This window comes from Streptomyces sp. NPDC026301 (genome assembly GCF_055567935.1).
This window is the reverse complement of record NZ_JBVHPN010000012.1, coordinates 65833-86603: the sequence shown is the minus strand read 5'-3', so window position 1 is coordinate 86603 and position 20771 is coordinate 65833. Positions and strand designations below refer to the sequence as shown.

The 20771-nt window shown below is 73.5% G+C and carries 18 protein-coding genes; 10 read left to right on the top strand and 8 right to left on the bottom strand.

The features are described from left to right. Positions 1-93: 93 nt before the first annotated feature. From ACZ4MH_RS21905 to ACZ4MH_RS21895, 3 genes are all read right to left on the bottom strand, one after another. Complete coding sequence (locus ACZ4MH_RS21905) at positions 94-507, bottom strand: DUF2795 domain-containing protein (protein WP_351600507.1); 414 nt, start codon at positions 505-507, stop codon at positions 94-96. Between the two features lie 188 nt (positions 508-695). Then, positions 696-1736 (bottom strand): NAD-dependent epimerase/dehydratase family protein, encoded by a 1041-nt coding sequence (locus ACZ4MH_RS21900; protein ID WP_351600505.1) that lies wholly within the window; start codon positions 1734-1736, stop codon positions 696-698. Positions 1737-1816: 80 nt separating this feature from the next. After that, positions 1817-3361, bottom strand: a complete 1545-nt coding sequence (locus ACZ4MH_RS21895; RefSeq protein WP_351600503.1) for an FAD-dependent oxidoreductase — start codon at positions 3359-3361, stop codon at positions 1817-1819. 175 nt (positions 3362-3536) lie between these two features. On the opposite strand from ACZ4MH_RS21895, the gene ACZ4MH_RS21890 reads away from it, so the two are divergent. The 8 genes from ACZ4MH_RS21890 to ACZ4MH_RS21855 all read left to right on the top strand — a co-directional run bounded on the left by ACZ4MH_RS21890 (position 3537) and on the right by ACZ4MH_RS21855 (position 13808). Beyond that, the gene (locus tag ACZ4MH_RS21890) at positions 3537-3932 is read left to right on the top strand and encodes a DUF2267 domain-containing protein (RefSeq protein ID WP_351600502.1); all 396 of its coding nucleotides are present in this window, start codon (positions 3537-3539) and stop codon (positions 3930-3932) included. A gap of 289 nt (positions 3933-4221) precedes the next feature. Then, positions 4222-4782 (top strand): hemerythrin domain-containing protein, encoded by a 561-nt coding sequence (locus ACZ4MH_RS21885; RefSeq protein ID WP_351600501.1) that lies wholly within the window; start codon positions 4222-4224, stop codon positions 4780-4782. Between the two features lie 60 nt (positions 4783-4842). Further along, complete coding sequence (locus ACZ4MH_RS21880) at positions 4843-5259, top strand: CBS domain-containing protein (protein ID WP_351600500.1); 417 nt, start codon at positions 4843-4845, stop codon at positions 5257-5259. A gap of 126 nt (positions 5260-5385) precedes the next feature. After that, a complete protein-coding gene (locus ACZ4MH_RS21875; RefSeq protein WP_351600499.1) occupies positions 5386-8511 on the top strand; it encodes an FAD-binding and (Fe-S)-binding domain-containing protein in 3126 nt (1041 codons plus the stop codon). 11 nt (positions 8512-8522) lie between these two features. After that, positions 8523-10346: a thiamine pyrophosphate-requiring protein gene (locus tag ACZ4MH_RS21870; RefSeq protein ID WP_351600514.1), complete on the top strand. Its 1824-nt coding sequence runs from the start codon at positions 8523-8525 to the stop codon at positions 10344-10346. Continuing rightward, positions 10346-11473 (top strand): enolase C-terminal domain-like protein, encoded by a 1128-nt coding sequence (locus tag ACZ4MH_RS21865; RefSeq protein WP_467754644.1) that lies wholly within the window; start codon positions 10346-10348, stop codon positions 11471-11473. The genes ACZ4MH_RS21870 and ACZ4MH_RS21865 overlap by 1 nt, the downstream gene beginning before the upstream one ends. 46 nt (positions 11474-11519) lie before the next feature. Next, the gene (locus ACZ4MH_RS21860; RefSeq protein ID WP_351598862.1) at positions 11520-13406 is read left to right on the top strand and encodes a glycoside hydrolase family 15 protein; all 1887 of its coding nucleotides are present in this window, start codon (positions 11520-11522) and stop codon (positions 13404-13406) included. A 69-nt stretch (positions 13407-13475) separates the two neighbouring features. Beyond that, positions 13476-13808 (top strand): plasmid stabilization protein, encoded by a 333-nt coding sequence (locus tag ACZ4MH_RS21855; RefSeq protein ID WP_351598860.1) that lies wholly within the window; start codon positions 13476-13478, stop codon positions 13806-13808. Between the two features lie 25 nt (positions 13809-13833). On the opposite strand, the gene guaD is transcribed toward ACZ4MH_RS21855, so the two are convergent. Together guaD and ACZ4MH_RS21845 are read right to left on the bottom strand one after the other, a co-directional pair. Further along, the gene (guaD, locus tag ACZ4MH_RS21850) at positions 13834-15189 is read right to left on the bottom strand and encodes a guanine deaminase (protein ID WP_351598858.1); all 1356 of its coding nucleotides are present in this window, start codon (positions 15187-15189) and stop codon (positions 13834-13836) included. 17 nt (positions 15190-15206) lie between these two features. Next, positions 15207-15701 (bottom strand): DUF5709 domain-containing protein, encoded by a 495-nt coding sequence (locus tag ACZ4MH_RS21845; protein ID WP_351598856.1) that lies wholly within the window; start codon positions 15699-15701, stop codon positions 15207-15209. A gap of 627 nt (positions 15702-16328) precedes the next feature. On the opposite strand from ACZ4MH_RS21845, the gene ACZ4MH_RS21840 reads away from it, so the two are divergent. After that, entirely contained in the window at positions 16329-17693 is a 1365-nt protein-coding gene (locus ACZ4MH_RS21840; RefSeq protein WP_467754655.1) for an MFS transporter, read from the top strand. A gap of 93 nt (positions 17694-17786) precedes the next feature. Here the strand turns inward: ACZ4MH_RS21840 and ACZ4MH_RS21835 are convergent, their stop codons facing one another. From ACZ4MH_RS21835 to ACZ4MH_RS21825, 3 genes are all read right to left on the bottom strand, one after another. Next, a complete protein-coding gene (locus ACZ4MH_RS21835) occupies positions 17787-18437 on the bottom strand; it encodes an HhH-GDP family DNA glycosylase (RefSeq protein WP_351598854.1) in 651 nt (216 codons plus the stop codon). Between the two features lie 37 nt (positions 18438-18474). After that, a complete protein-coding gene (locus ACZ4MH_RS21830) occupies positions 18475-18594 on the bottom strand; it encodes an LPFR motif small protein (RefSeq protein WP_281179349.1) in 120 nt (39 codons plus the stop codon). Between the two features lie 63 nt (positions 18595-18657). Next, complete coding sequence (locus ACZ4MH_RS21825; RefSeq protein WP_351598852.1) at positions 18658-19578, bottom strand: polysaccharide pyruvyl transferase family protein; 921 nt, start codon at positions 19576-19578, stop codon at positions 18658-18660. A gap of 146 nt (positions 19579-19724) precedes the next feature. On the opposite strand from ACZ4MH_RS21825, the gene ACZ4MH_RS21820 reads away from it, so the two are divergent. Further along, positions 19725-20771: an NAD-dependent epimerase/dehydratase family protein gene (locus ACZ4MH_RS21820; protein ID WP_351598850.1), complete on the top strand. Its 1047-nt coding sequence runs from the start codon at positions 19725-19727 to the stop codon at positions 20769-20771.

The following is a 20771-nucleotide window of genomic DNA, read 5'->3' as shown; positions in this document are numbered from 1 at the left end:
GAGATGGGAAAGCGCCGGGCCGGAAGGGTGAATCCGGCCCGGGGCGACCATGCCGGGGGGAAGGGCGGCCGCGCCGGGCCGCCCCGTGTGCGGTCAGGTACGGCGCTCCTCGACACCGAGGCCGAGCGCCCGGGCGATGTCCTGCACATTGGCGAACCGCTCCCCGCCCGGGAGGTTCTCGGCCCGCGCCAGGACGCGGTCCGGCGCGTTGTTGTCCCGCAGGGAGTCCAGCACGGCGGCCCGGTCGGCGGGGTAGATGCTGGGGTCGAGGTGGCGGGCCAGGTCCGACCGGATCTCCACGTCCTCGGCGGACATCCCCGGGGGCGTGCCGCCTTCGAGGGTCCCGTCGGGCGAGCGCTGCACCGCCGGCTGGTCTTCGCCCGCGGGCTCGGGCTCGTGCTCCTCCTCCACCCGGATGCCACGATTGGCCCGCAGCTCGCCCTCCAGGCGCTTCTTCACCTCGTCGTCCTGCAGCGGGCTGTCCGGCCCGCTCCCCTTCTCGGCCATGTCTTCCTCCAGAGGTCGGTGCTGTTGGGCTGCGTGCCGCCGGGCCGTCCGTCGCCGCGCGTACGGTGGTCGCGGTGACCTGCCGCGGCGCCTCCGGAGTGCCCGTCGGCGCGGCACCGGAAACCCGAAATGATCAGCTTCGGTCCAACGGCGCAGCGGCCCGGAAGCGGCCCGGCCCGGCGATCGGTTCAGGCGGTCTTCGGGTGGCTCGACAGCGGCGGGGTGGGCGCGCCGCTCGCGTTCCGCAGGCCGCTGAGCAGCGCGCCCACCGCCTCGGCCGCGGTGCTCTCCGGCCGCCAGCCCAGCTCCTCGCGCGCCCGGCCGCAGTCCATCAGCGGCAGCCCCAGCACCGCGTCGAACAGGTGCGGCGAGGCGCGTACCAGCCGCAGCCGCCAGCCGGTACCGAGCGCGGCGCGGGCGGCCGCGGCGGGCATCCGTACCGTACGGGCCTTCAGCAGCCGCGCCAGGAACGGCATGTCCACCGGCGGCTCGGCCGCGAGGTTGAAGGCGCCGCGCGCGTCGCCGAGGACGGCCAGCCGGTACGCCCGGGCCGCGTCGTCGGTGTGCAGTACCTGGAAGCGCAGGCCCGGGACGTCCGGCAGGAACGGCAGCAGCCCGGGCCGGGCCAGCCGGCCGACCGGCGCGGGCACCGCGGGCCCGCCGAAGATCCGGCGCTGCTCGGACGCCGCCTCCTCCTTGAAGAGGAACGCCGGGCGCATCCGCACCACGCGCATACCGGGGTGCTCGCGCTCGTATCCGTCCAGTACCCGTTCCAGGTACGCCTTCTCGCGGCAGTACGCGGCGTCCGGCCAGCCGTGCGTCGGCCAGGACTCGTCCACCTTGTGGTCCTTCGGGCCGGGGGAGTAGGCCCCGACCGAGGAGGCGTGGACGAGCGCGGGCACCCCCGCCCGGGCCGTCGCCTCGAAGACCCGCAGGGAGCCGAGGACGTTGGTACGCCAGGTCTGCGGTGGGTGGTGGGTGGGCTGGAAGGCCCAGGCCAGGTGCACGACGGCCGCCGCGCCCGCGAAGTCCGCCGCGAGGTCGCACTCCTCGTCCGCGATGTCGGCCGCTGTCCAGGTGGTCTTCGGCGGCGTGTCGCGCGGCGTGCGGCGCGCGATGCAGTGGACCACGTCGATCTGCGGGTCCTCGCTCAGCACACGGACCACGCTGGTGCCGACGTTGCCGGTGGCGCCGGTCACCACGACCCGCCGCTCGGGGACACTGCTCATGAGCTGCTTCCTCTCCTGCCGCAGGCGCGGTGCGCCGACGGGTGGACAGTGCCCGTGTTGGGTGCCCCGCGCGGCCGTCGTTACACGTCGGAGCCGATGTCCAGCTGCTCCAGCGGGTGCAGCGCGGGGCCGTTCAGCACCATGCCCTCGGTGGAGAAGCGCGACCCGTGACAGGGGCACTCCCACGCCGTCTCCGCCGTGTTGAAGGCGACCAGGCAGCCCAGATGCGTGCAGCGCGCCGAGACCGCCTGTACCGTGCCGTCCTCGTCGCGGTACACCGCGCACCGCCGGGCGCCGATCCGTACCACCGCGCCGGTCCCCGGCGGGATGTCGGCGACGGAGTCGACGTGCGTGGTGCGCAGCCGGTCGCCGATGAAGTGCTGGGCGACCTTCGCCTGGTGGCTGAGGAACGCGGGCGCCTCGCGGACCGGGCCCCACAGCCGCCGCGGGTCGTACAGACCGGCCCACGGCGGCGGGTCGCCGCTGATCAGCCCGGCGATCAGGCGCCCGGCCAGCGCGCCGCCGCTGAGCCCCCAGCCGCCGAAGCCGGTGGCGACGTAGGTGTGCCGGGCGCCGGGGTGGAACGGCCCGATCAGCGGCACCGTGTCGGTGGAGTCATTGTCCTGGGCCGCCCAGCGGTACGCGACGTCCGTACCGGGGAAGTGCCGCTCGGTCCATTCGGCCAGCCGCCGGAAGCGCGCGACGGCGTCGCCCGTGCCCGGCGGGAACTGCTCCCCGGTGACGACCAGCAGCCGCCGGTCGGTGCCGTACGGCGCGGTGCGCACCGAGCGCTTGCCCTCCTCCTCGGTGATGTACATGCCCCGCACGTCGCGGTCCGCCTCGATCGGGGCCGCGACCACCAGCTCCCGGCGGGGCGAGAGCCGGGTGAAGAGCAGCGCCCGGTCGAACACCGGGTAGTGCGTGGCGACGACCACCTCGCGGGAGGTGACCGTCGCGCCGGTCTCGGTCGTCACCCGGCACGGCGCGCCCTCGTGCAGCCCGGTGGCGCGGGTGCGTTCGTACACCTCGCCGCCGTGCTCCCGCAGGTCCTCGGCGAGCGCCAGGAGGTACTTGCGGGGGTGGAAGAGCAGCTGGTCCTCGACGCGCACCGCGCCGGCCACGTCGAACGGCAGCCCGGTCTCGGTGACGTAGGAGGCCGGCAGCCCCGCCTCCTGCGCCGCGTCGGCCTCGGCGCGCAGCTGGTCGGTGCCGGCCCGGTCGCGGACATAGGTGTACGCGGGGAAGCGCTCCAGCTCGCAGTCGATGCCCAGCTCCCGCGCGACCTCGGCGACGCGCTCGACGGCGCCCTGCTGGGAGACCGCGTAGTGCAGGGCCGCGCCGCCGCCGCGGGTGCGGCGCAGCTTGTCGTAGACCAGCGTGTGCAGCGCGGTGAGTTTGGCGGTGGTGTAGCCGGTGACGCCGGCGGCGATCCGGTCCGCTTCGAGGACGACGACGCGGCGCCCCGTCCGGGACAGCTCCCACGCCGTGCTGATCCCCGCCATGCCGCCCCCGATGACCGTGACGTCCGCGTCGGTGTCCTCGGTCAGCGGGGCGTACGACGTGGTGTGCGCGCTGGCCATCCAGTACGACTCGTCGATGCCGGGAAGGTCTGAAGTGTGGGACATGCGGGGACGGGTGCCCCTGCCGGGCCGGGCCGAAGCCTGCCGGTCCGGTGATGCGCCCGTACGGAGGGGCCGCGGCCGCCGGGAAGCGGTGGGGTGACCGGGGCCCGCCCGGTGTTGCGGGTTCCGCCGGGATCCGGACCATGGAAGGGGGCGACCCGGGTGAGGAGGCGGCATCATGGGCGGCGACCTGCTCGCGGCGGTGCGGACCTCGGGGCGCTACCGGACCGTCGCGGAGGCCGAGCGGGCGGTCCAGCACGTACTGGCGGCCTTCGCGGGCCAGCTCACCGGCGAGGAGCGGCTCGCGTTCCTCAGGTCGGTGCCGCCCGAGGCCGGGCGGATCATCGCCGGCGGGATAAGGGACGAGCGGCCCCGCACCGCGTGCGAGTTCGTGGACAGCGTGGCGGCCCGCACGGAGGGCGCCACGCACGCCACCGCGCGCTGGGACGCCAGCACCGTCCTCACCGCCATCGGCGCCCACCTGGGCGAAGAGCTGCTGGAGCGGGTCCTGGCGCAGCTGCCCCGGGGCTACGCCCTGCTGTTCGGCCGCGCCGACCTCACGCCCACCGCCTGATCTGTTCCTTTTCCGGCGCTGGGACGTTTGGCCGTGCCGTCGCATGGCACCCGTGCGCCGGGCCATGGGCTCCATGGGGATGGGAAAAGCGCCGGGCCGGGACCGTCGTACCGGCCCGGCGCGCACCCCTGTATGGAAACGACACCCCCATAAGGAAACGACAGAGCCATTCGGCCCAATCCTGCCCGATCGGTCGAGTTGCGGCGTTACGGACTTGAGGTAACGGGAACTCGTCCGATGGCGCCCGGAGGGTCCGGACGCGCCGCTTCCGCGAAAGGTGGCAGCACTCATGGGGCACGGCGGCGACGTCATCGAAGAACTGACCACCGACCACCGCGAGGTGACCGAGCTCTTCCAGCAGATCGAGAGCAGCACCCCGGGCTCGGACGAGCGCAAGCGCCTCGCCGACCACCTGACGATCGAGCTGGTCCGGCACTCGGTGGCCGAGGAGCAGCACCTGTACCCGGCGGTGCGCAAGCACCTGCCCGAGGGCAACGCGCTCGCCGACAAGGAGATCGCCGACCACAGCCGGGTGGAGGAGCTGCTGAAGAACCTGGAGAAGACCGGCGCCGAGCACCCCGACTTCAACCACCTCGTCGTCAAGCTGCGCACCGAGGTCACCGAGCACGTCAGGGACGAGGAGGGCCGGCTCTTTCCGCAGCTGCGCGACGCCTGCCCGCCGGAGGAGCTGGCGGCGCTCGGCGAGAAGATCCGCAGCGCCAAGAAGTCGGCGCCCACCCGCCCGCACCCCAAGTCCCCGACCACTCCGCCCGCGAACAAGCTGCTGGCACCCGGCGCGGGGCTGGTCGACCGGGCCCGCGACTTCGTCACCGGACGCGGCAAGAAGTAAGCACGGCCCAGCAGTCACGCCACCTGGGTCACCTACGTCAACGAGGAGAGACCAGCAGACATGCCTACCGCACGCGACATCATGTCCCCGGGCACGGAGTGCATCGGTGCCGAGGACAGCGTCATCGAGGCCGCCCGGCGGATCACCTCGCTCGGTGTCGGGGCACTGCCGATCTGCGGCACGGACAACAAGCTCAAGGGCATGCTGACCGACCGCGACATCGCTGTGAAGGTGCTCGGGACAGGCAAGGACCCGGAGAAGACCACGGCAGGTGAGCTCGCGCAGGGCGAAGCGGTCACCATCGGCGCCGACGACGACGCCGAGGAGATCTTCGCGACCATGGCGCACCACAAGGTCCGCAGGCTGCCCGTCATCGACGGCCACAGCCTCGTCGGCATGGTCGCGCTGGCGGACGTCGCCCGCGCGCTGCCCGACCCGCAGGTCGGAGACCTTCTCGAAGCGCTTTCGACGGACTGAGGCGCCGGCCCGCCGGTTCCCCGGTACGCCCGCCCGTACGGCCGGCGGGCGTACCGGTGTCACCGGCGGGCGTACGCACGTACGGACCGGGACACCGAGGCGGCGGGACGGACGAGGAAGGTGACCATGGCACCGAACGAGGAAGCGGCGCTCACCGATCGCAAGCGTGCGGTGGCGGGCGGGGTCGCGGACCTGGACGCGGGCGCGCTGGAACGGGCGCTGCGCGAGCGGGTCGACGGGGAGGTGCGCTTCGACGCGGGCAGCCGCGGCGCGTACGCCACGGACGGCTCGAACTACCGCCAGGTGCCCATCGGCGTGGTCGCGCCCCGGAACGTACGGGCGGGCGCCGACGCGGTCGCCGTGTGCGCGGAATTCGGGGCGCCGGTGCTCTCCCGGGGCGGCGGCACGAGCCTGGGCGGCCAGTGCACCAACACCGCGGTGGTCATCGACTGGACGAAGTACTGCCATCACCTCGTCTCGGTCGACCCGGAGCGCCGCACCTGCGTCGTCGAGCCCGGCATCGTGCTGGACGACCTCAACCGGCAGCTGGCGGAGTACCGGCTGAAGTTCGGGCCCAAGCCGTCCACGCACAGCCACTGCGCGCTCGGCGGCATGATCGGCAACAACTCCTGCGGCGCCTCGGCGCAGGCGTACGGCAAGACCGCGGACAACGTACGCCGCATGGAGGTGCTCACCTACGACGGCACCCGGATGTGGGTCGGTGCCACCTCGGACACCGAGTACGAGGAGGCCGTGGCCGGCGGCGGGCGCAAGGGCGAGCTGTACCAGGGCCTGCGGCGCATCGCCGACCGCTACATGGGCGACATCCGGCGGGGCTACCCGCGCATCCCGCGCCGTGTCTCCGGCTACAACCTCGACGCGCTGCTCCCGGAGAACGAGTTCCACCTCGCCCGCGCCCTCATCGGCAGCGAAGGCACCCTGGTCACCGTGTTGCACGCGGAGCTGGACCTGGTACCGGTACCGCCCTTCGAGGCCATCGTGGTCCTCGGCTACGACGACATCTGCACCGCGGCCGACGACGTGCCGCGGCTGCTGAAGCACTGCCGGCCCAGCCAGCTGGAGGCGCTGGACGGGCGGATGGCCCAGCTCATGCGCGAGGAGGGCGCGTTCCTGGACTCCATCGAACGCTTCCCCGAAGGCGAGAGCTGGCTGCTGCTGCAGTTCAGCGGCGACAGCCAGGAGGACGTCGACGGGCAGGCGTGCGACCTGCTGCGGGCCATCGGCCGCCGCGAGGACGACCCGAGCGTGGCGTTCTCCGACGACCCCGAGCGCGAGCAGAAGATGCTCAAGGCGCGCGAGGCCGGGCTCGGCGTGACCGCCCGCCCGCCGGACGACCGGGAGACCTGGGAGGGCTGGGAGGACTCCGCCGTACCGCCCGACAAGCTCGGCGACTACCTGCGCGACCTGAAGAAGCTCTTCGCGGAGTTCGACTACGACCACCCGTCCCTCTACGGGCACTTCGGGCAGGGCTGTGTGCACACCCGCATCCCCTTCGACCTCAAGACCGCCCAGGGCGTCGCCGACTTCCGGGCGTTCGTGCACCGCGCCGCCGACCTCGTCGCCTCCTACGGCGGGTCGCTCTCCGGCGAGCACGGGGACGGGCAGGCCCGCGGCGAGCTGCTGCCGAAGATGTTCGGCGAGCGGCTGGTCACCGCGTTCGGCGAGCTCAAGGCGCTGTTCGACCCGGACGACCGGATGAATCCCGGCAAGGTCGTCGCGCCCCACCGCGTCGACGAGAACCTCCGGCTCGGCCCGCACTGGCGCCCCGAGAGCCACGCCACCCACTTCGGCTATCCCGAGGACGACCACTCCTTCACCCGGGCCGTGATGCGCTGCGTCGGCATCGGCAACTGCCGTACCCACTCCGGCGGCGTGATGTGCCCCTCCTACCGGGCGACCAACGAGGAGGAGCACTCCACCCGGGGGCGCGCCCGGCTGCTCTTCGAAATGCTCGGCGGGCACGGTGACTCGCCCGTCACCGACGGCTGGCGCTCCACCGAGGTCAAGGACGCCCTGGACCTCTGCCTGGCCTGCAAGGGCTGCAAGTCCGACTGCCCGGTCGGCGTCGACATGGCCACCTACAAGGCCGAATTCCTCGCCCACCACTACGAAGGGCGGCTGCGGCCCGCCGCGCACTACTCGATGGGCTGGCTGCCGCTGTGGGCCCGGCTCTCCCGGCTCGCCCCGCGGCTGGTCAACGCGGCGCTGACCGCGCCCGGCCTCGGACGCCTCGGGAAGCTCGCGGCCGGGGTGGCCGGGGAGCGTGCGGCACCGGTCTTCGCCGAGGAGTCGTTCGTCCAGTGGTGGCGGGCGCGCGGCACCCCGGAGCCCGACCCCGCCGACCCGCGCACCGTGGTCCTGTGGCCGGACACCTTCAGTACGTACTTCCACCCCGCCATCGCCAAGTCGGCGGTGCGGGTACTGGAGGACGCGGGCTTCCGCGTCGCCGTGCCCACCCAGGCCGTGTGCTGCGGCCTGACCTGGATCTCCACCGGCCAGCTGCGCACCGCCAAGCGCGTCCTCGGGCGCACCCTGGAGGCGCTGCGGCCCTGGCTGGAAGCCGGTACCCCGGTCATCGGCCTGGAGCCGTCCTGCGCCGCCGTCTTCCGCGCCGACGCGCCCGAACTGCTGCCGGAGAACGAGGACGTCCAGCGGCTGGCCGGACAGTTCCGCACCTTCGCCGAGCAGCTGCTCAACCACGCGCCCGACGACTGGCGGCCGCCCCGGCTGGCCCGTACCGCCACCGTGCAGACCCACTGCCACCAGCACGCCGTACTGAAGGACGACGCCGACCGGGAGCTGATGCGCCGGGCCGGCATCGAGGCCGACGTGCTGGACGAGGGCTGCTGCGGGCTGGCCGGCAACTTCGGCTTCGAGCGCGGCCACCACGACCTGTCGATGAAGGTCGGCGAGCTCGGCGTGCTGCCCGCCGTACGGGACGCCGCGCCCAGCGCCCTGGTCATCGCGGACGGGTTCAGCTGCCGTACCCAGATCGAGCAGGGCGGCACGGGGCGCCGCGCGCTGCACCTCGCCGAGGTCCTCGCGCTCGGCCTCGACGGGCCGCTGCCGGCCACCGGGCCCGAGGCGCTCGCCCTGCGGCCCGCCGCCCGGGCCGGGGACGCCCGGCTGCTCACCGCGGGCGCGCTGGCCGCGCTCGGCGTCGCCGCCGCCGTCGCCCGGTCGGCGGCCCGCCGCCCGCACCGCACGTCACCCATGCGAAATGAGAGGTAATACCAGTGTCGATCAAGGTGTCCGACTACGTTCTCCAGCGGCTGCGCGAGTGGGACGTCGACCACGTGTTCAGCTACGCGGGTGACGGCATCAACGGCCTGCTGGCCGCCTGGGGGCGGGCCGACAACAAGCCGGAGTTCGTCCAGGCGCGGCACGAGGAGATGGCCGCGTTCGAGGCGGTCGGCTACGCCAAGTTCTCCGGCCGGGTCGGCGTCTGCGCCGCGACCTCCGGGCCCGGCGCCATCCACCTGCTCAACGGCCTCTACGACGCCAAGCTCGACCACGTGCCCGTCGTCGCCATCGTCGGCCAGACCAACCGCAGCGCCATGGGCGGCTCCTACCAGCAGGAGGTCGACCTGGCGAGCCTGTACAAGGACGTCGCCTCCGACTTCTGCGAGACGGTGACCGTCCCCGAGCAGCTGCCCAACTGCATCGACCGGGCCATGCGCACCGCGATCGCGCGGCGGACCGTCACCGCGATCATCATCCCCGCCGACGTGCAGGAGCTGGACTACTCCCCGCCGCAGCACGCGTTCAAGATGGTGCCCTCCAGCCTGGGCATGGCCCAGTACGCGCCGGTCCCCGCGAATCCCGAGGTGGCCCGCGCCGCGAAGGTCATCAACGAGGGCGAGAAGGTCGCGATCCTCATCGGGCAGGGCGCCCGCGGCGCCCGCGCCGAGGTCGAGGAGCTGGCCGACGTGACCGGCGCCGGCGTCGCCAAGGCGCTGCTCGGCAAGGACGCGCTGCCGGACGACCTGCCGTACGTCACCGGCGCCATCGGCCTGCTCGGCACCCGGCCCTCGTACGACCTGATGATGGACTGCGACACCCTCGTGGTGATCGGCTCCAGCTTCCCGTACACCCAGTTCATGCCCGAGCTGGACCAGGCGCGCGCCGTCCAGATCGACATCGACCCGCACATGGTCGGCATGCGCTACCCCTTCGAGGTCAACCTCGTCGGCGACGCCAAGGACACGCTGCGGGCGCTGCTGCCGCAGCTCAAGCGGAAGAAGCACGGCGCCTGGCGCAAGAAGATCGAGAAGGACACCGGGCGCTGGTGGGAGGTCATGCAGCGGCGCGCCGCCGTGGACGCCGACCCGATCAACCCCGAGTACGTCGTGCACGCCCTGGACCAGCTGCTGCCCAACGACGTGATCCTCGCCGCCGACTCCGGCTCCGCCGCCAACTGGTACGCGCGCCACCTGCGGATGCGCGGCGCCATGCGCGGCTCGCTGTCCGGCACCCTGGCCACCATGGGCCCCGGCGTGCCGTACGTCATCGGCGCTAAGTTCGCGCATCCGGAGCGGCCCGCGCTGGCCATCGTCGGCGACGGCGCGATGCAGATGAACGGCATGGCCGAGCTGATCACCGCGCGCAAGTACTGGCAGCAGTGGTCCGACCCGCGGCTCATCATCGCCGTCCTCAACAACCAGGACCTCAACCAGGTGACCTGGGAGATGCGGGCGATGTCCGGGGCGCCGCAGTTCGAGCCCTCGCAGCACATCCCCGACGTGCCGTACGCGGACTTCGCGCGCTCCATCGGTCTCGGCGGCGTCCGCGTGGAGAAGCCCGGCGACGTGGAGTCGGCGTGGCGCCAGGCGCTCTCCGCCGACCGCCCGTTCGTCATCGACTTCCGCACCGACCCGGCCGTGCCGCCCATCCCGCCGCACGCCAGCCTGGACCAGATCGAGGCCGCGGCCACCGCGATCCTCAAGGGCGACAGCGACCGCGCCGACGTGATCAAGCAGGGCTTCAAGGCCAAGGTGCAGGAGATGCTGCCCGGTCACCGCCACCGCGAGGACCGGCCCGGCACCGAGGACGGCAAGAACGCCTGATGACGGACGCGCACGAAGGGCGTGACGGGCCCCCGGTGGAGTCGGTCGGGACGGCGGTGTACACCGTCCCGACCGACGCCCCGGAGGGCGACGGCACCCTCACCTGGAACTCCACGACGCTGGTGCTGGTCACCGTGCGCTCCGGCGGCGCCACCGGCTTCGGGTACACCTATGGCGCGCCCGCCACCGCACAGGTCGTCAGCGGCCAGCTGGCGGACGTGGTGACCGGGCGCTGCGCCTTCGATGTGCCGGGCGCCAACGAGGCGATGAGCCGGGCCGTCCGCAACGCGGGGCGGCCCGGCCTCATCGCCGGCGCCATCTCGGCCGTCGACCTCGCGCTGTGGGACCTCAAGGCCCGGCTGCTGGACCTGCCCCTGGTACGGCTGCTCGGGGCGTGCCGGGCGGAGGTCCCCGTGTACGGGAGCGGCGGCTTCACCACGTACGACGCGGGGCAGCAGGAGCGCCAGCTGCGGCACTGGGTCGAGGAGCAGGGCATCCCGCGCGTCAAGATCAAGATCGGTGAGTCGTGGGGCACCGCGCCGTGGCGGGACGCCGAGCGCGTCACCGCGGCCCGCCGCGCCATCGGCGACACCACCGACCTCTACGTCGACGCCAACGGCGGCTACTCCCGCAAACAGGCCGTCCGCGTCGCGGCTCACCTCGCGAGCCAGGGCGTCACCTGGTTCGAGGAACCGGTCTCCTCCGACGACCTCACCGGGCTCGCACACATTCGCGCCGCCGTCACCCCCGACGTCACCGCCGGCGAATACGGCTACGCCCTGCCGTACTTCGGGCACATGCTGCGCGCCGACGCGGTGGACTGCCTGCAGGCCGACGCCACCCGCTGCGGCGGCCTCACCGTCTGGCTGCGCGCCGCCGCGCTCGCCGAGGCCGCCGGGCTGGACCTCTCGGGCCACTGCGCGCCGCACGTCCACGCCCACGCGGCCGCCGCCGTGCCCAACCTGCGCCACCTGGAGTGGTTCCACGACCACGTGCGCATCGAGAACCTGCTCTTCGACGGCGCCCTCGACCCGGCCGGCGGCAGCATCACGCCCGGCGCCGACGGCGCGCCGGGCCACGGGCTGACGCTCCGCGCCGACCTGGCCGAGCAGTACCGCACCGGCTGACCCGCGCCCGCCCGGTACGGAGCACTCCCGCACCCCACGGAGACCGATGACCGCCATCGAACTGCCCGAAAGCCACGCCTATCCGCCCCAGGTACTGCGCGACTACGCCGTGCTGGCCGACGGCGAGCGGGCGGCGCTGGTCGGCCCGCGCGGCGAGATCTGCTGGCTGTGCGCCCCGCGCTGGCACGACGAGGCGGTCTTCGCCACCCTCATCGGCGGGGGCGGGGTCTACGCGGTGACGCCGCGGGAGCGGTACGTGCCCGGCGGCCACTACGAAGGGGGCACGCTGATCTGGCGCAGCCGCTGGATCACCCAGAGCGGCATCGTCGAGTGCCGGGAGGCACTGGCGTACCCGGGCGACCCCGACCGCGTCGTCCTGCTGCGCCGGGTGCTGGCCTGCGAAGGCCCCGCCCGGCTGCGGGTCGTGCTGCACCCGCTGGCCGATTACGGCGCCGAGCCGCTGCGCGAGCCGCACCGCGACGAGCACGGCGTGTGGACCGCCCGGGCCGGCGGCCTGCACCTGCGCTGGACGGGCGGCGCGGAAGCCCGCCTCACGGACGAACCGGCGGACCCCGGCCCCGAAGCGGACCCCGGCACCGGTACCGGCTCCGGTACCGGCCGACACTTCGACCGCCGCCGCGCCACCCGCCTCGTCCTCGACCTGTGCCTGGACCCCGGCCGCCAGCACGACTTCGTGCTGGAGATCGGCCGCAGCGCGCCGGACGGCCCGCCACCGGAGCCCGACGCCGCCTGGGCCCGCACCGAACGGGCCTGGCAGGAGGCGGTCCCCGCGCTGGACCACACCGTCGCCGCCGCGGACGCCCGCCAGTCCTACGCCGTGCTGCGCGGCATGACCGGCGCGCGCGGCGGCATGATCGCGGCGGCCACCACCAGCCTGCCCGAACGCGCCGAAGAGGGCCGCAACTACGACTACCGGTACGTCTGGATCCGCGACCAGTGCTACGCGGGCCAGGCCATGGCGGCGGTGGGGCACTACCCGCTGCTCGACGCCGCCGTCGGCTTCATCGGCGCGCGGCTGCACGAGGACGGGCCCGGGATCACCCCCGCGTACACGGCCGACGGCGGACCCGTACCCGACCAGCGGGAACTGGACCTGGCCGGCTACCCCGGCGGCTACGACCGGATCGGCAACAAGGTCAACCGGCAGTTCCAGCTCGACGCCTTCGGCGAGGCGCTGCTGCTGTTCGCCGCCGCGGCCCGGGCCGGCCGGCTCGACGGCGACGGCTGGAAGGCCGCGGAGATCGCCGCGGACGCCGTCGCGCACCGCTGGCGGGAGCCGGACGCCGGCATCTGGGAACTGGACGCGCGCGCCTGGACGCACAGCCGCCTCATCTGCTCCGGCGGGCTGCGCGCGATGGCCGCGGCCGGGCCGCCGGGACCGCAGGCCCGCAAGTGGCGCGCGCTCGCCGACACCCTCCTCGACGCCACCACCGCCACCGCGCTGCACCCCGACGGCCACTGGCAGCGCGCCGCCGACGACCCGGCACTGGACGCGGCCCTGCTCATTCCGTCCCTGCGCGGCGCGCTGCCCGCCGACGACCCACGCACCCGCGCCACGCTGCGGGCCTACACCGAGCGCCTGACGGACCACCACTACGCGTACCGCTTCCGGCACGACGACCGGCCGCTGGAGGAGGCGGAAGGCGCCTTCGTGCTCTGCGGCTTCGTGATGGCGCTGGCGGAACACCAGCAGGGGAGGGAGATCGAGGCGTACCGCTGGTTCGAGCGCAACCGTGCCGCGTGCGGCACGGCCGGGCTGTACGCCGAGGAGTACGACATCACACAGCGTCAGTTGCGGGGCAATCTCCCGCAGTCCTTCGTGCACGCGATGATGCTGGAGTGCGCGGTCCGGCTGGCCGGCGCGGACGGCGTGCCCGAACGGCCCACCTCCTCTCGCGGCGCGCGGACGTGAGGAGTGGAGTGGAACGTGCCACCGGTCCGCACTCCCGGCGGGACGGGGCCGACCACAAGGAGACGTGACATGCCGCGAGGTTCCAGCAACAAGCGCGAGCGTCAGTACGAGCACATCAAGGAAGGCGCCGAGAAGCGGGGCACCTCGTCCGGGCGGGCGAAGGAGATCGCCGCGCGGACGGTGAACAAGGAGCGGGCGCGCTCCGGTGAGTCCAAGTCGGCGAGCAGGAGCTCCACGCAGGACACCAAGTCGGCGTCGCAGCGGGGCGGCCAGCGCTCCGGCAACCGCACGGGCTCCAAGGGACCGACGAAGGACCAGCTCTACAACGAGGCCAAGAAGAAGAACATCGACGGCCGCTCCTCGATGTCCAAGGACGAGCTGGCCAAGGCCCTCGGCCGCTGAGAGCCTGTGTCTGAACCCCGGCCGGTCACCGACCGCCCCGGCTGCCCCCGGCCGGTGCGGCGTCCCGGTCGTGGGCGCGCCGCCCCGCGACGTACGTGGCGCGCACCGCGCGGTCGTCGCCCATCGCCGCCAGGACGAACAGCAGCTCCTCGATGTCCTCGGCGCGCGCCGCGCGCCGGGCGAGCAGCGGAGTGGCCCGGGGATCGAGCACCACGAAGTCCGCTTCCTGGCCGGGCGCGAGGGAGCCGACGGTCTCCGCGAGGCCCAGCGCGGCGGCACCGCCCCGCGTGGCCAGGTAGTACGCCTGCACGGCGTCGATCGGGGCACCGCAGAGCGCGGCGGCCCTGTACGCCTCGTACGCCGTCGACAGCATCGAGAAGGTCGGGCCCGCGCCGACGTCCGTGCCGAGCCCGACGGTCACCGGGTGCGGGCCGCCCGCGGTCTCCCGCACCGGGAACAGCCCGCTGCCCAGCGCCAGGTTGGAGCCGGGGCAGTGGGCCAGCGCGGTGCCGGTGGCGGCGCAGCGGTCGCGCTCGGCGGGGGAGAGGTGGACGCCGTGGGCGAGGACCGCGCCCGGCCCGAGCAGCCCGTAGTGGTCGTACACGTCCAGGTAGCCGGCGCGCCCGGGGAAGAGCGAGCGGGCCCACTCGACCTCGTCGGGCGTCTCCGAGACATGGGTGTGCAGGAGCGTGCCGGGGTGTTCCCGCCACAGCGCGGCGGCCGCCTCCAGCTGTTCCGGCGTACTGCTGGGCGCGAAGCGGGGCGTGATCGCGTACTGGGCGCGCCCCTTGCCGTGCCAGCGGGCGAGCAGCGCCTTGGACTCCTCGTAACCCCGCTGTGCCGTGTCGAGCAGTGGGGCGGGCGCGTTGCGGTCCATCAGGACCTTGCCGCAGGCGATCCGCAGGTTCCGCCGGGCCGCTTCCTCGAACAGCGCGTCGGCGGACTCCGGATGGACGGAGCCGAAGACCAGCGCGGTGGTGGTGCCGTTGCGCAGCAGCGCGTCGCAGAAGACGGCGGCGGCCTCGCGGGCGTACCGGCCGTCGGCGAACCGCTCCTCCTCGGGGAACGCGCGCCGCTCCAGCCACCCCATCAGGTCGGCGCCGAACGCCGCCATGACGTCCGTCTGCACGCCGTGCACGTGGGTGTCGACGAACCCGGGGACGATGACGTGGTCCGGGTAGTGGGCGGGGCTGACGCCCGCGGGGAGCCGGTGGCGCAGCGCGGCGTACTCACCGGCCGCGGTGACCCGGCCGTCGGCGCAGATCAGCAGCCCGTCCGGCGCGTACGCGAACGCCTCGTCGCGGCCGGTGCGGAACGGATCGGCCGGGAAGCGGACGAGCGGTCCGCGTACGGCGGTGACGGCCGGAGCGTCCTCGGTCATGCCCTCTTTCCACCGTGTCAGGGCAGCGGCGGGGACTCGTCGTCGTTGACGTTCTCGTCGTCCACGATGTGCACCGCCGCCTCCTCGGCACCCGCGGCGCCGCCGTCGATGCCCACGTCCCGGGCGACGACGTCGTTGGCGTTCCGGCCGCGGTTCGGGAAGCCTTGGTCGCCGCCGACGATGCGCCCGGCGCGGTCCTCGCCCGCCTGCTCGTCCACCGGCTCGCCGTCGCTGTCCGGCTCGTCACCGATGCCGTCGCCGGCGGGCGGCGTCACGTCCGGCAGCTCCTTGTCCAGCCGCTCGTCCAGGCTCTCGCCTTCGCGCTGCTCGTTCGCCGTCGTGCCCGTCTGGTTCACCGCGAACGGCTTCTCCGGCGGCGAGTACCCCTCGTCCAGCTGCTGGTCGGCGTCGGGCTCGTCGAGGGCGTCCTCCATGTCGAGGTCGTCGGGCTTGGCCGACACGTCGTAGGCGGGCGGCTGGTACACCTCGTCACCCATCGCCTCGTCGGACATGGCCGCTCTCCTCTCCTGGACTGCCGTTCCGCGGGACCTCGCCGGTGTCTTCTCCGGCCGGTGCAGAACAACGGGTGCCCGTTTCTGCCCCACTGCACCCACCTTGCGGAACCGTCACACATCGTGCAAACGCAACGTCGGGCGGTCAGCGAGTACCCGTGTGTCACCGGCTCACCGCTCCTTGTGAGAATGCGCACCCACTCGGTGGAACCCTTGGGGCACAAGGGATCCGCGGCAGGGTGACGGCCATCGCACCCCGTACCCGTTTGATCGGCCGCACCGGTATGTGAAAGTCGAATCTTGTCGTGCCCGAGGCGTGCGCACTGCGTACTCCTTCCGGCCCGGCATCGACCGATTCTCGGCACCCCAGGCCCGCCACCGCACACAGCCGTGCCCGCGCGCCCGCCGAGCCGCTTTCCGAGCCTGACGGGCTCATCACGAAGTGTTCCGCTAGTGCCTTCTCCCGTCCTTGCTCCTGGCCGCGTCCCCGCGCAGGCGACCGCACCCGACAGTGCGACCGCCGCCGATTCCGCGGTCCCCGCCGACCCCGTCGCCGAGCCGGCCGATCCCGCCGGTGATCCACGGGGCGACAAAGCCCCCTCCGTCGTACGCCGGTACACCGCGAACCTGAAGTACCTCTTCGGGCGCGGCCGTACGGGCGGCGCCGGCGGCGACCACGCACCGTGGCGCTCGCTGCGCTACCGCAGCATGCGCTGGTGGTCGGTGGCCAACCTGGTCTCCAACGCCGGTACCTGGATGCAGCTGACCGTCCAGAACCTGCTGGTGCTGCAGCTCACCGGGTCCGCCGCCGCCACGGGGCTGTCGCTCTCCGTACAGGCCGGGCCCGGCCTCCTGATGGGCCTGTTCGGCGGCGCCGCCGTCGACCGCTGGCCCCGGAAGCTCACCGCCGCGGTGAGCCAGGCCGTCCTGGGGCTGGTCGCCTTCTCCACCGCCTTCCTGGTGGCGACCGACCAGCTCAACTACGGCGTGCTCATGGCGCTGTCCGCGGTCACCGGCCTGATCGCCACGGTCGACGGCCCCGCCACCGCGCTGCTCGGCAACGACCTCGTGCGCCGGGAGGACGTGCCCTCCGCCATCGCGGTCGGCTCGCTGGTGCACAGCGTGGGCCGGCTCGGCGGTACGGCGCTGGCCGGTGTGGCCGTCGGTGTCCTCGGCACGGGCGCCGCGTACGCCGCGAACGGCTTCTCCTTCCTCTTCGTCGCCGCGGTGATCCCCTTCCTGCGGCCGGTCAGCCAGGCGCTTCGTGGGTCCGGCGCCGACAAGGGCGGGACGAACGCACCGGTGAGCCTGGAGAAGGCCCCCAAGCCGGTCGCCGAGCCGGTCGCCGTCGACCCCGAGCCCGCCATGACCGCCCGCGAGGGCATGGCCTTCTTCATGCGCCGCCCGCGGCTGGTGGCGCTGGCCGTGATCACCGGCCTGAGCGCCGTCTTCGGCCGGAACTACCAGCTCACCCTGGCCGTCCTGGTCACCGGTCCGCTCAGCGCGGGCGCCGGCGCGTTCGGCACGGTCTCCTCCGTCCTGGCCGCCGGCGGCATCGTCGGCGCGATCCTCGCCGCACGGCTGCGCAAGCCCTCGGTCAAGCTCGTCGGCGCGCTCGCCGCCGCCGGTGCGCTGCTCCAGGTCGTCGCGGGGCTCTCGCCCTCGCTGATCTTCCTGCTGGTCCTCGTGCTGCCGATGTCGGTGGTGGAGTCGGTCTCCGACACCGCGGGCACGACGGTGCTGCAGACCGACCCGCCGGCGAACATGCGCGGCCGCGTGCTCGGCGTCTGGCGGAGCCTGAGCACGGGCTGGGGCCTGGTGGCCCCGCCGCTGCTCGGCCTCCTGATGGAGCAGGTCGGCGCGCGCGGCGCCCTGGTGGCCGGTGGCCTGATCATCGCGGCCGTGACCGGCCTGGGTGCACTGCTGCACGCCCGCAAGGGCACGATCCGGACCGCGCCGGTCACCGCGGCGGCCTACCGGACCGCCGCCTGACGGGACGGGCACGCACCCCGCACGCGCGAAGGGGCCGGGACTCATCCGAGTCCCGGCCCCTTCGCGTCGCTGTGACGTCTCCTGCTCGTCTCGCTATGAGGTCTCCTCCTGGACGTCCTCCACCACGGATTTCTCCAGCGCCGCCCGGACCAGGGCAGCGGCCAGCGTGGCGGTGTCGCCGGCGGACACCAGCCGCGCCAGCTCCTCCGGCTTCTTGGGCAGGCCCAGCCGCTCCGCGCCCTGCTGGGCCTTGCTGTCGATGTACGGAGCGAGGTCCGGCCACACGGCCTGGGCCTCGCGCAGGAAGATGTCCGCGCCGGCCGGGCCGAGCCCGGGCACCTTCTGCAGCAGCTCCTTCAGCCGGTCCACGTCCCCGCCGGCCTCGTCCCGCAGCCGCCGCAGATCACCGTGGTACTCGTCCAGCAGCAGCTGCGCGCCGTCCCCGAGCTGGGTGGACGTGCGCTCGTCGTACCGGCGGTAGCTGCCCCGGCCCAGCGCGTCGACCCGCTGCTGCCAGGTCGCGTCCCGCATGGACCGGGCGTCCCGCATCCCCGCCTCGAAGAGCTCGCGGGCCGCTGCCACCGCCACCGAGGCCCGGATGCGCGCGCTGAGCAGGCAGGACAGTACGAGCAGCTGGTACAGCGGCTGCGGGGTGTCGCGGAGCGTGATGCCCGCCTCCGCGGCATAGGTCTGCCCGTGCGTCTCCAGCAGGGCCTGTACGGTCTTCCGCCGGTCCGCCGTCATGGCCTCGCACTCCTCCGTGAGAGCTGTCCGCGCCGGTTCAGTGGGCGCCCCGCGAGGCGCCGCCGAAGAGCCGGGCGAGCGCACGGAAAGGCAGGGTGACCACGGCGGCAATGGTGCTGCCGATGGCCCGCAGCACGTCGGCGATGGCGCTGAGCACGATTCCTCCTCATATCAGGGGGACTGTTCCTGTCCCTCGGGTTACCGGAATCGCGGAACGTAATCATGGCCGGTGGGACACGCGGGCCCGCTCCATCAGCCGCGCCCGCCGCCCCGCCGCCGCGCGGCCCGCGGGGGAGAGGCACCACTCCCACCACCGGTCCAGCGCCTTCGGCGTCACCTCGTCCGCCGGGACCACGGCGGGCCAGCGCAGCGCCCGCGCCTGGGCGCTCACCTTCGCGCCGCCCAGTACGGGATCGACGGCCAGTACCGGCGTGCCCGCGCGCAGCCCCAGCACCATGCCGTGCAGCCGGTTGGTGACCACGGCGTCGAGCCGGGCGGCGAGCCCCATGAACTGCTCCGGCGTCGCGCAGTGCCGCCAGTCGTCGATGGCGAGCCGGGTGTCGGCGGCCACCCGTGTGCAGTCCAGCCGGGTGAGCCACTCGATCAGCTGTCCGCCGACCGTGTCGTGCCGCCGCCGCTCCGCGTACTCGCCCTGCCCGTACGTCAGCACCACCCCGGCCAGGGGTGGCACGGGGTGCAGCGGGGCCGTGGCGGCCAGGTCCACAGAGGGCGCGGCGGCCGGCTCGTCCCGGGCGAAGACCCGGTCGAAGCCGGTCACCGCGGGGTCTTCGGGGTCGATGACGCTCACGCCGACGGCGAGCCGCCGACAGGCGCTGAACTGCCGGTGCAGTCGCCGCAGTTGCTCCCCGTGCGCCGGTCCGCAGGTGAAGACGACATGGCCGTACGCGGCGGGGTCCGCGGCGTCCAGCGGCATGCGTTCCGGTGCGAAGCCGCGGCTCCAGGCGGTGTCGTGCGCGATGCCGCACGCCGTGAGCGCCTGGGAGACCCGGCGCTGGGCCAGCGCGTCGCCGACCGTGACCTCGCCGTCGTCGAAGCTGAACCACCCGGTCAGCAGCGTCCGTCCGGGTCCTCCGGGACGGGCGAGCAGGTCGTCGGTCAGGGCGTTGAGGGGCTCTCGCATGCCGTGCTCCTTTGCGTTGTCGCGCACTCAAGAGGCGTACCCCGGCCGTCGCCGGTAGAACGGACGCAGATGTGTAAAAGCATGGAAATGGGACACTCGAGGTCCGTGCCACCCAGTGCCATGCCGCACGGAAAGGAGGACGACGCGTGACTGCCCTGCCCTTGCAACCGACGTGGCGGCGTGCCGTCGTGACCGGAGGTGCCGGCTTCCTCGGTTCGCACCTCTGCGAACGCCTGCTGGAGAGCGACGTCGAGGTCGACTGCGTGGACAACCTGTGCTCGGGGTCGATGGAGAACATCGAGCACCTGCTCGGCCGCCCCGGCTTCCGCTTCCTGGACCGGGACGTCTGCCTCCCGCAGTGCGTGGACGAACTCCGCGGCCCCTACGACCTGGTCCTGCACTTCGCGTGCCCCGCCTCACCCGCCGACTACCTCCGGATGCCTCTGGAGACGCTCGACGTCGGGAGCCTCGGGACGCGGAACGCCCTGGCCATCGCGCACCGCGACAGCGCACGCCTCGTCCTCGCCTCCACCTCCGAGGTGTACGGCGACCCCCTCATGCACCCGCAGCGCGAGGACTACTGGGGGAACGTCAACCCGGTCGGCCCGCGCAGCGTGTACGACGAGTCCAAGCGGTTCTCCGAGGCGCTGGTGACCGCGCACGTCGGAGCCAAGGGCACCAACGCCGGCATCGTGCGGATGTTCAACACCTACGGCCCGCGGATGCGCGCCCACGACGGCCGGGCGGTCCCGACGTTCATCTGCCAGGCGCTGGCCGGCGAGCCGCTGACCGTGGCCGGCAGCGGCGAGCAGACCCGCTCGCTGTGCTACGTCGACGACACGGTCGACGGCATCCTGCTGGTGGCCGCGAGCCGGGCGGTACGCCCTGTCAACATCGGCGGCGGTGAGGAGACACCCATCGCCGAGATCGCGCACCGCATCATCGCGCTGACCGGCTCCCGGTCGGAGCTGCGGTACATCGAACGGCCCGAGGACGACCCCGAACGGCGGCGGCCCGACACCACGCTGGCCCGCGAGATGTTCGGCTGGGAGCCGAAGGTCGCGTGGGAGGAAGGCATCAAGCGCACCATCGGCTACTTCGCGAGCCGCGACCCCCGCGAACGGCTCACCGCGCAGCCGGCAGCGGCCCCTCCCGCCCATGCCGCCCCGCCCGAAGAAGCCCCGCACCCGTGA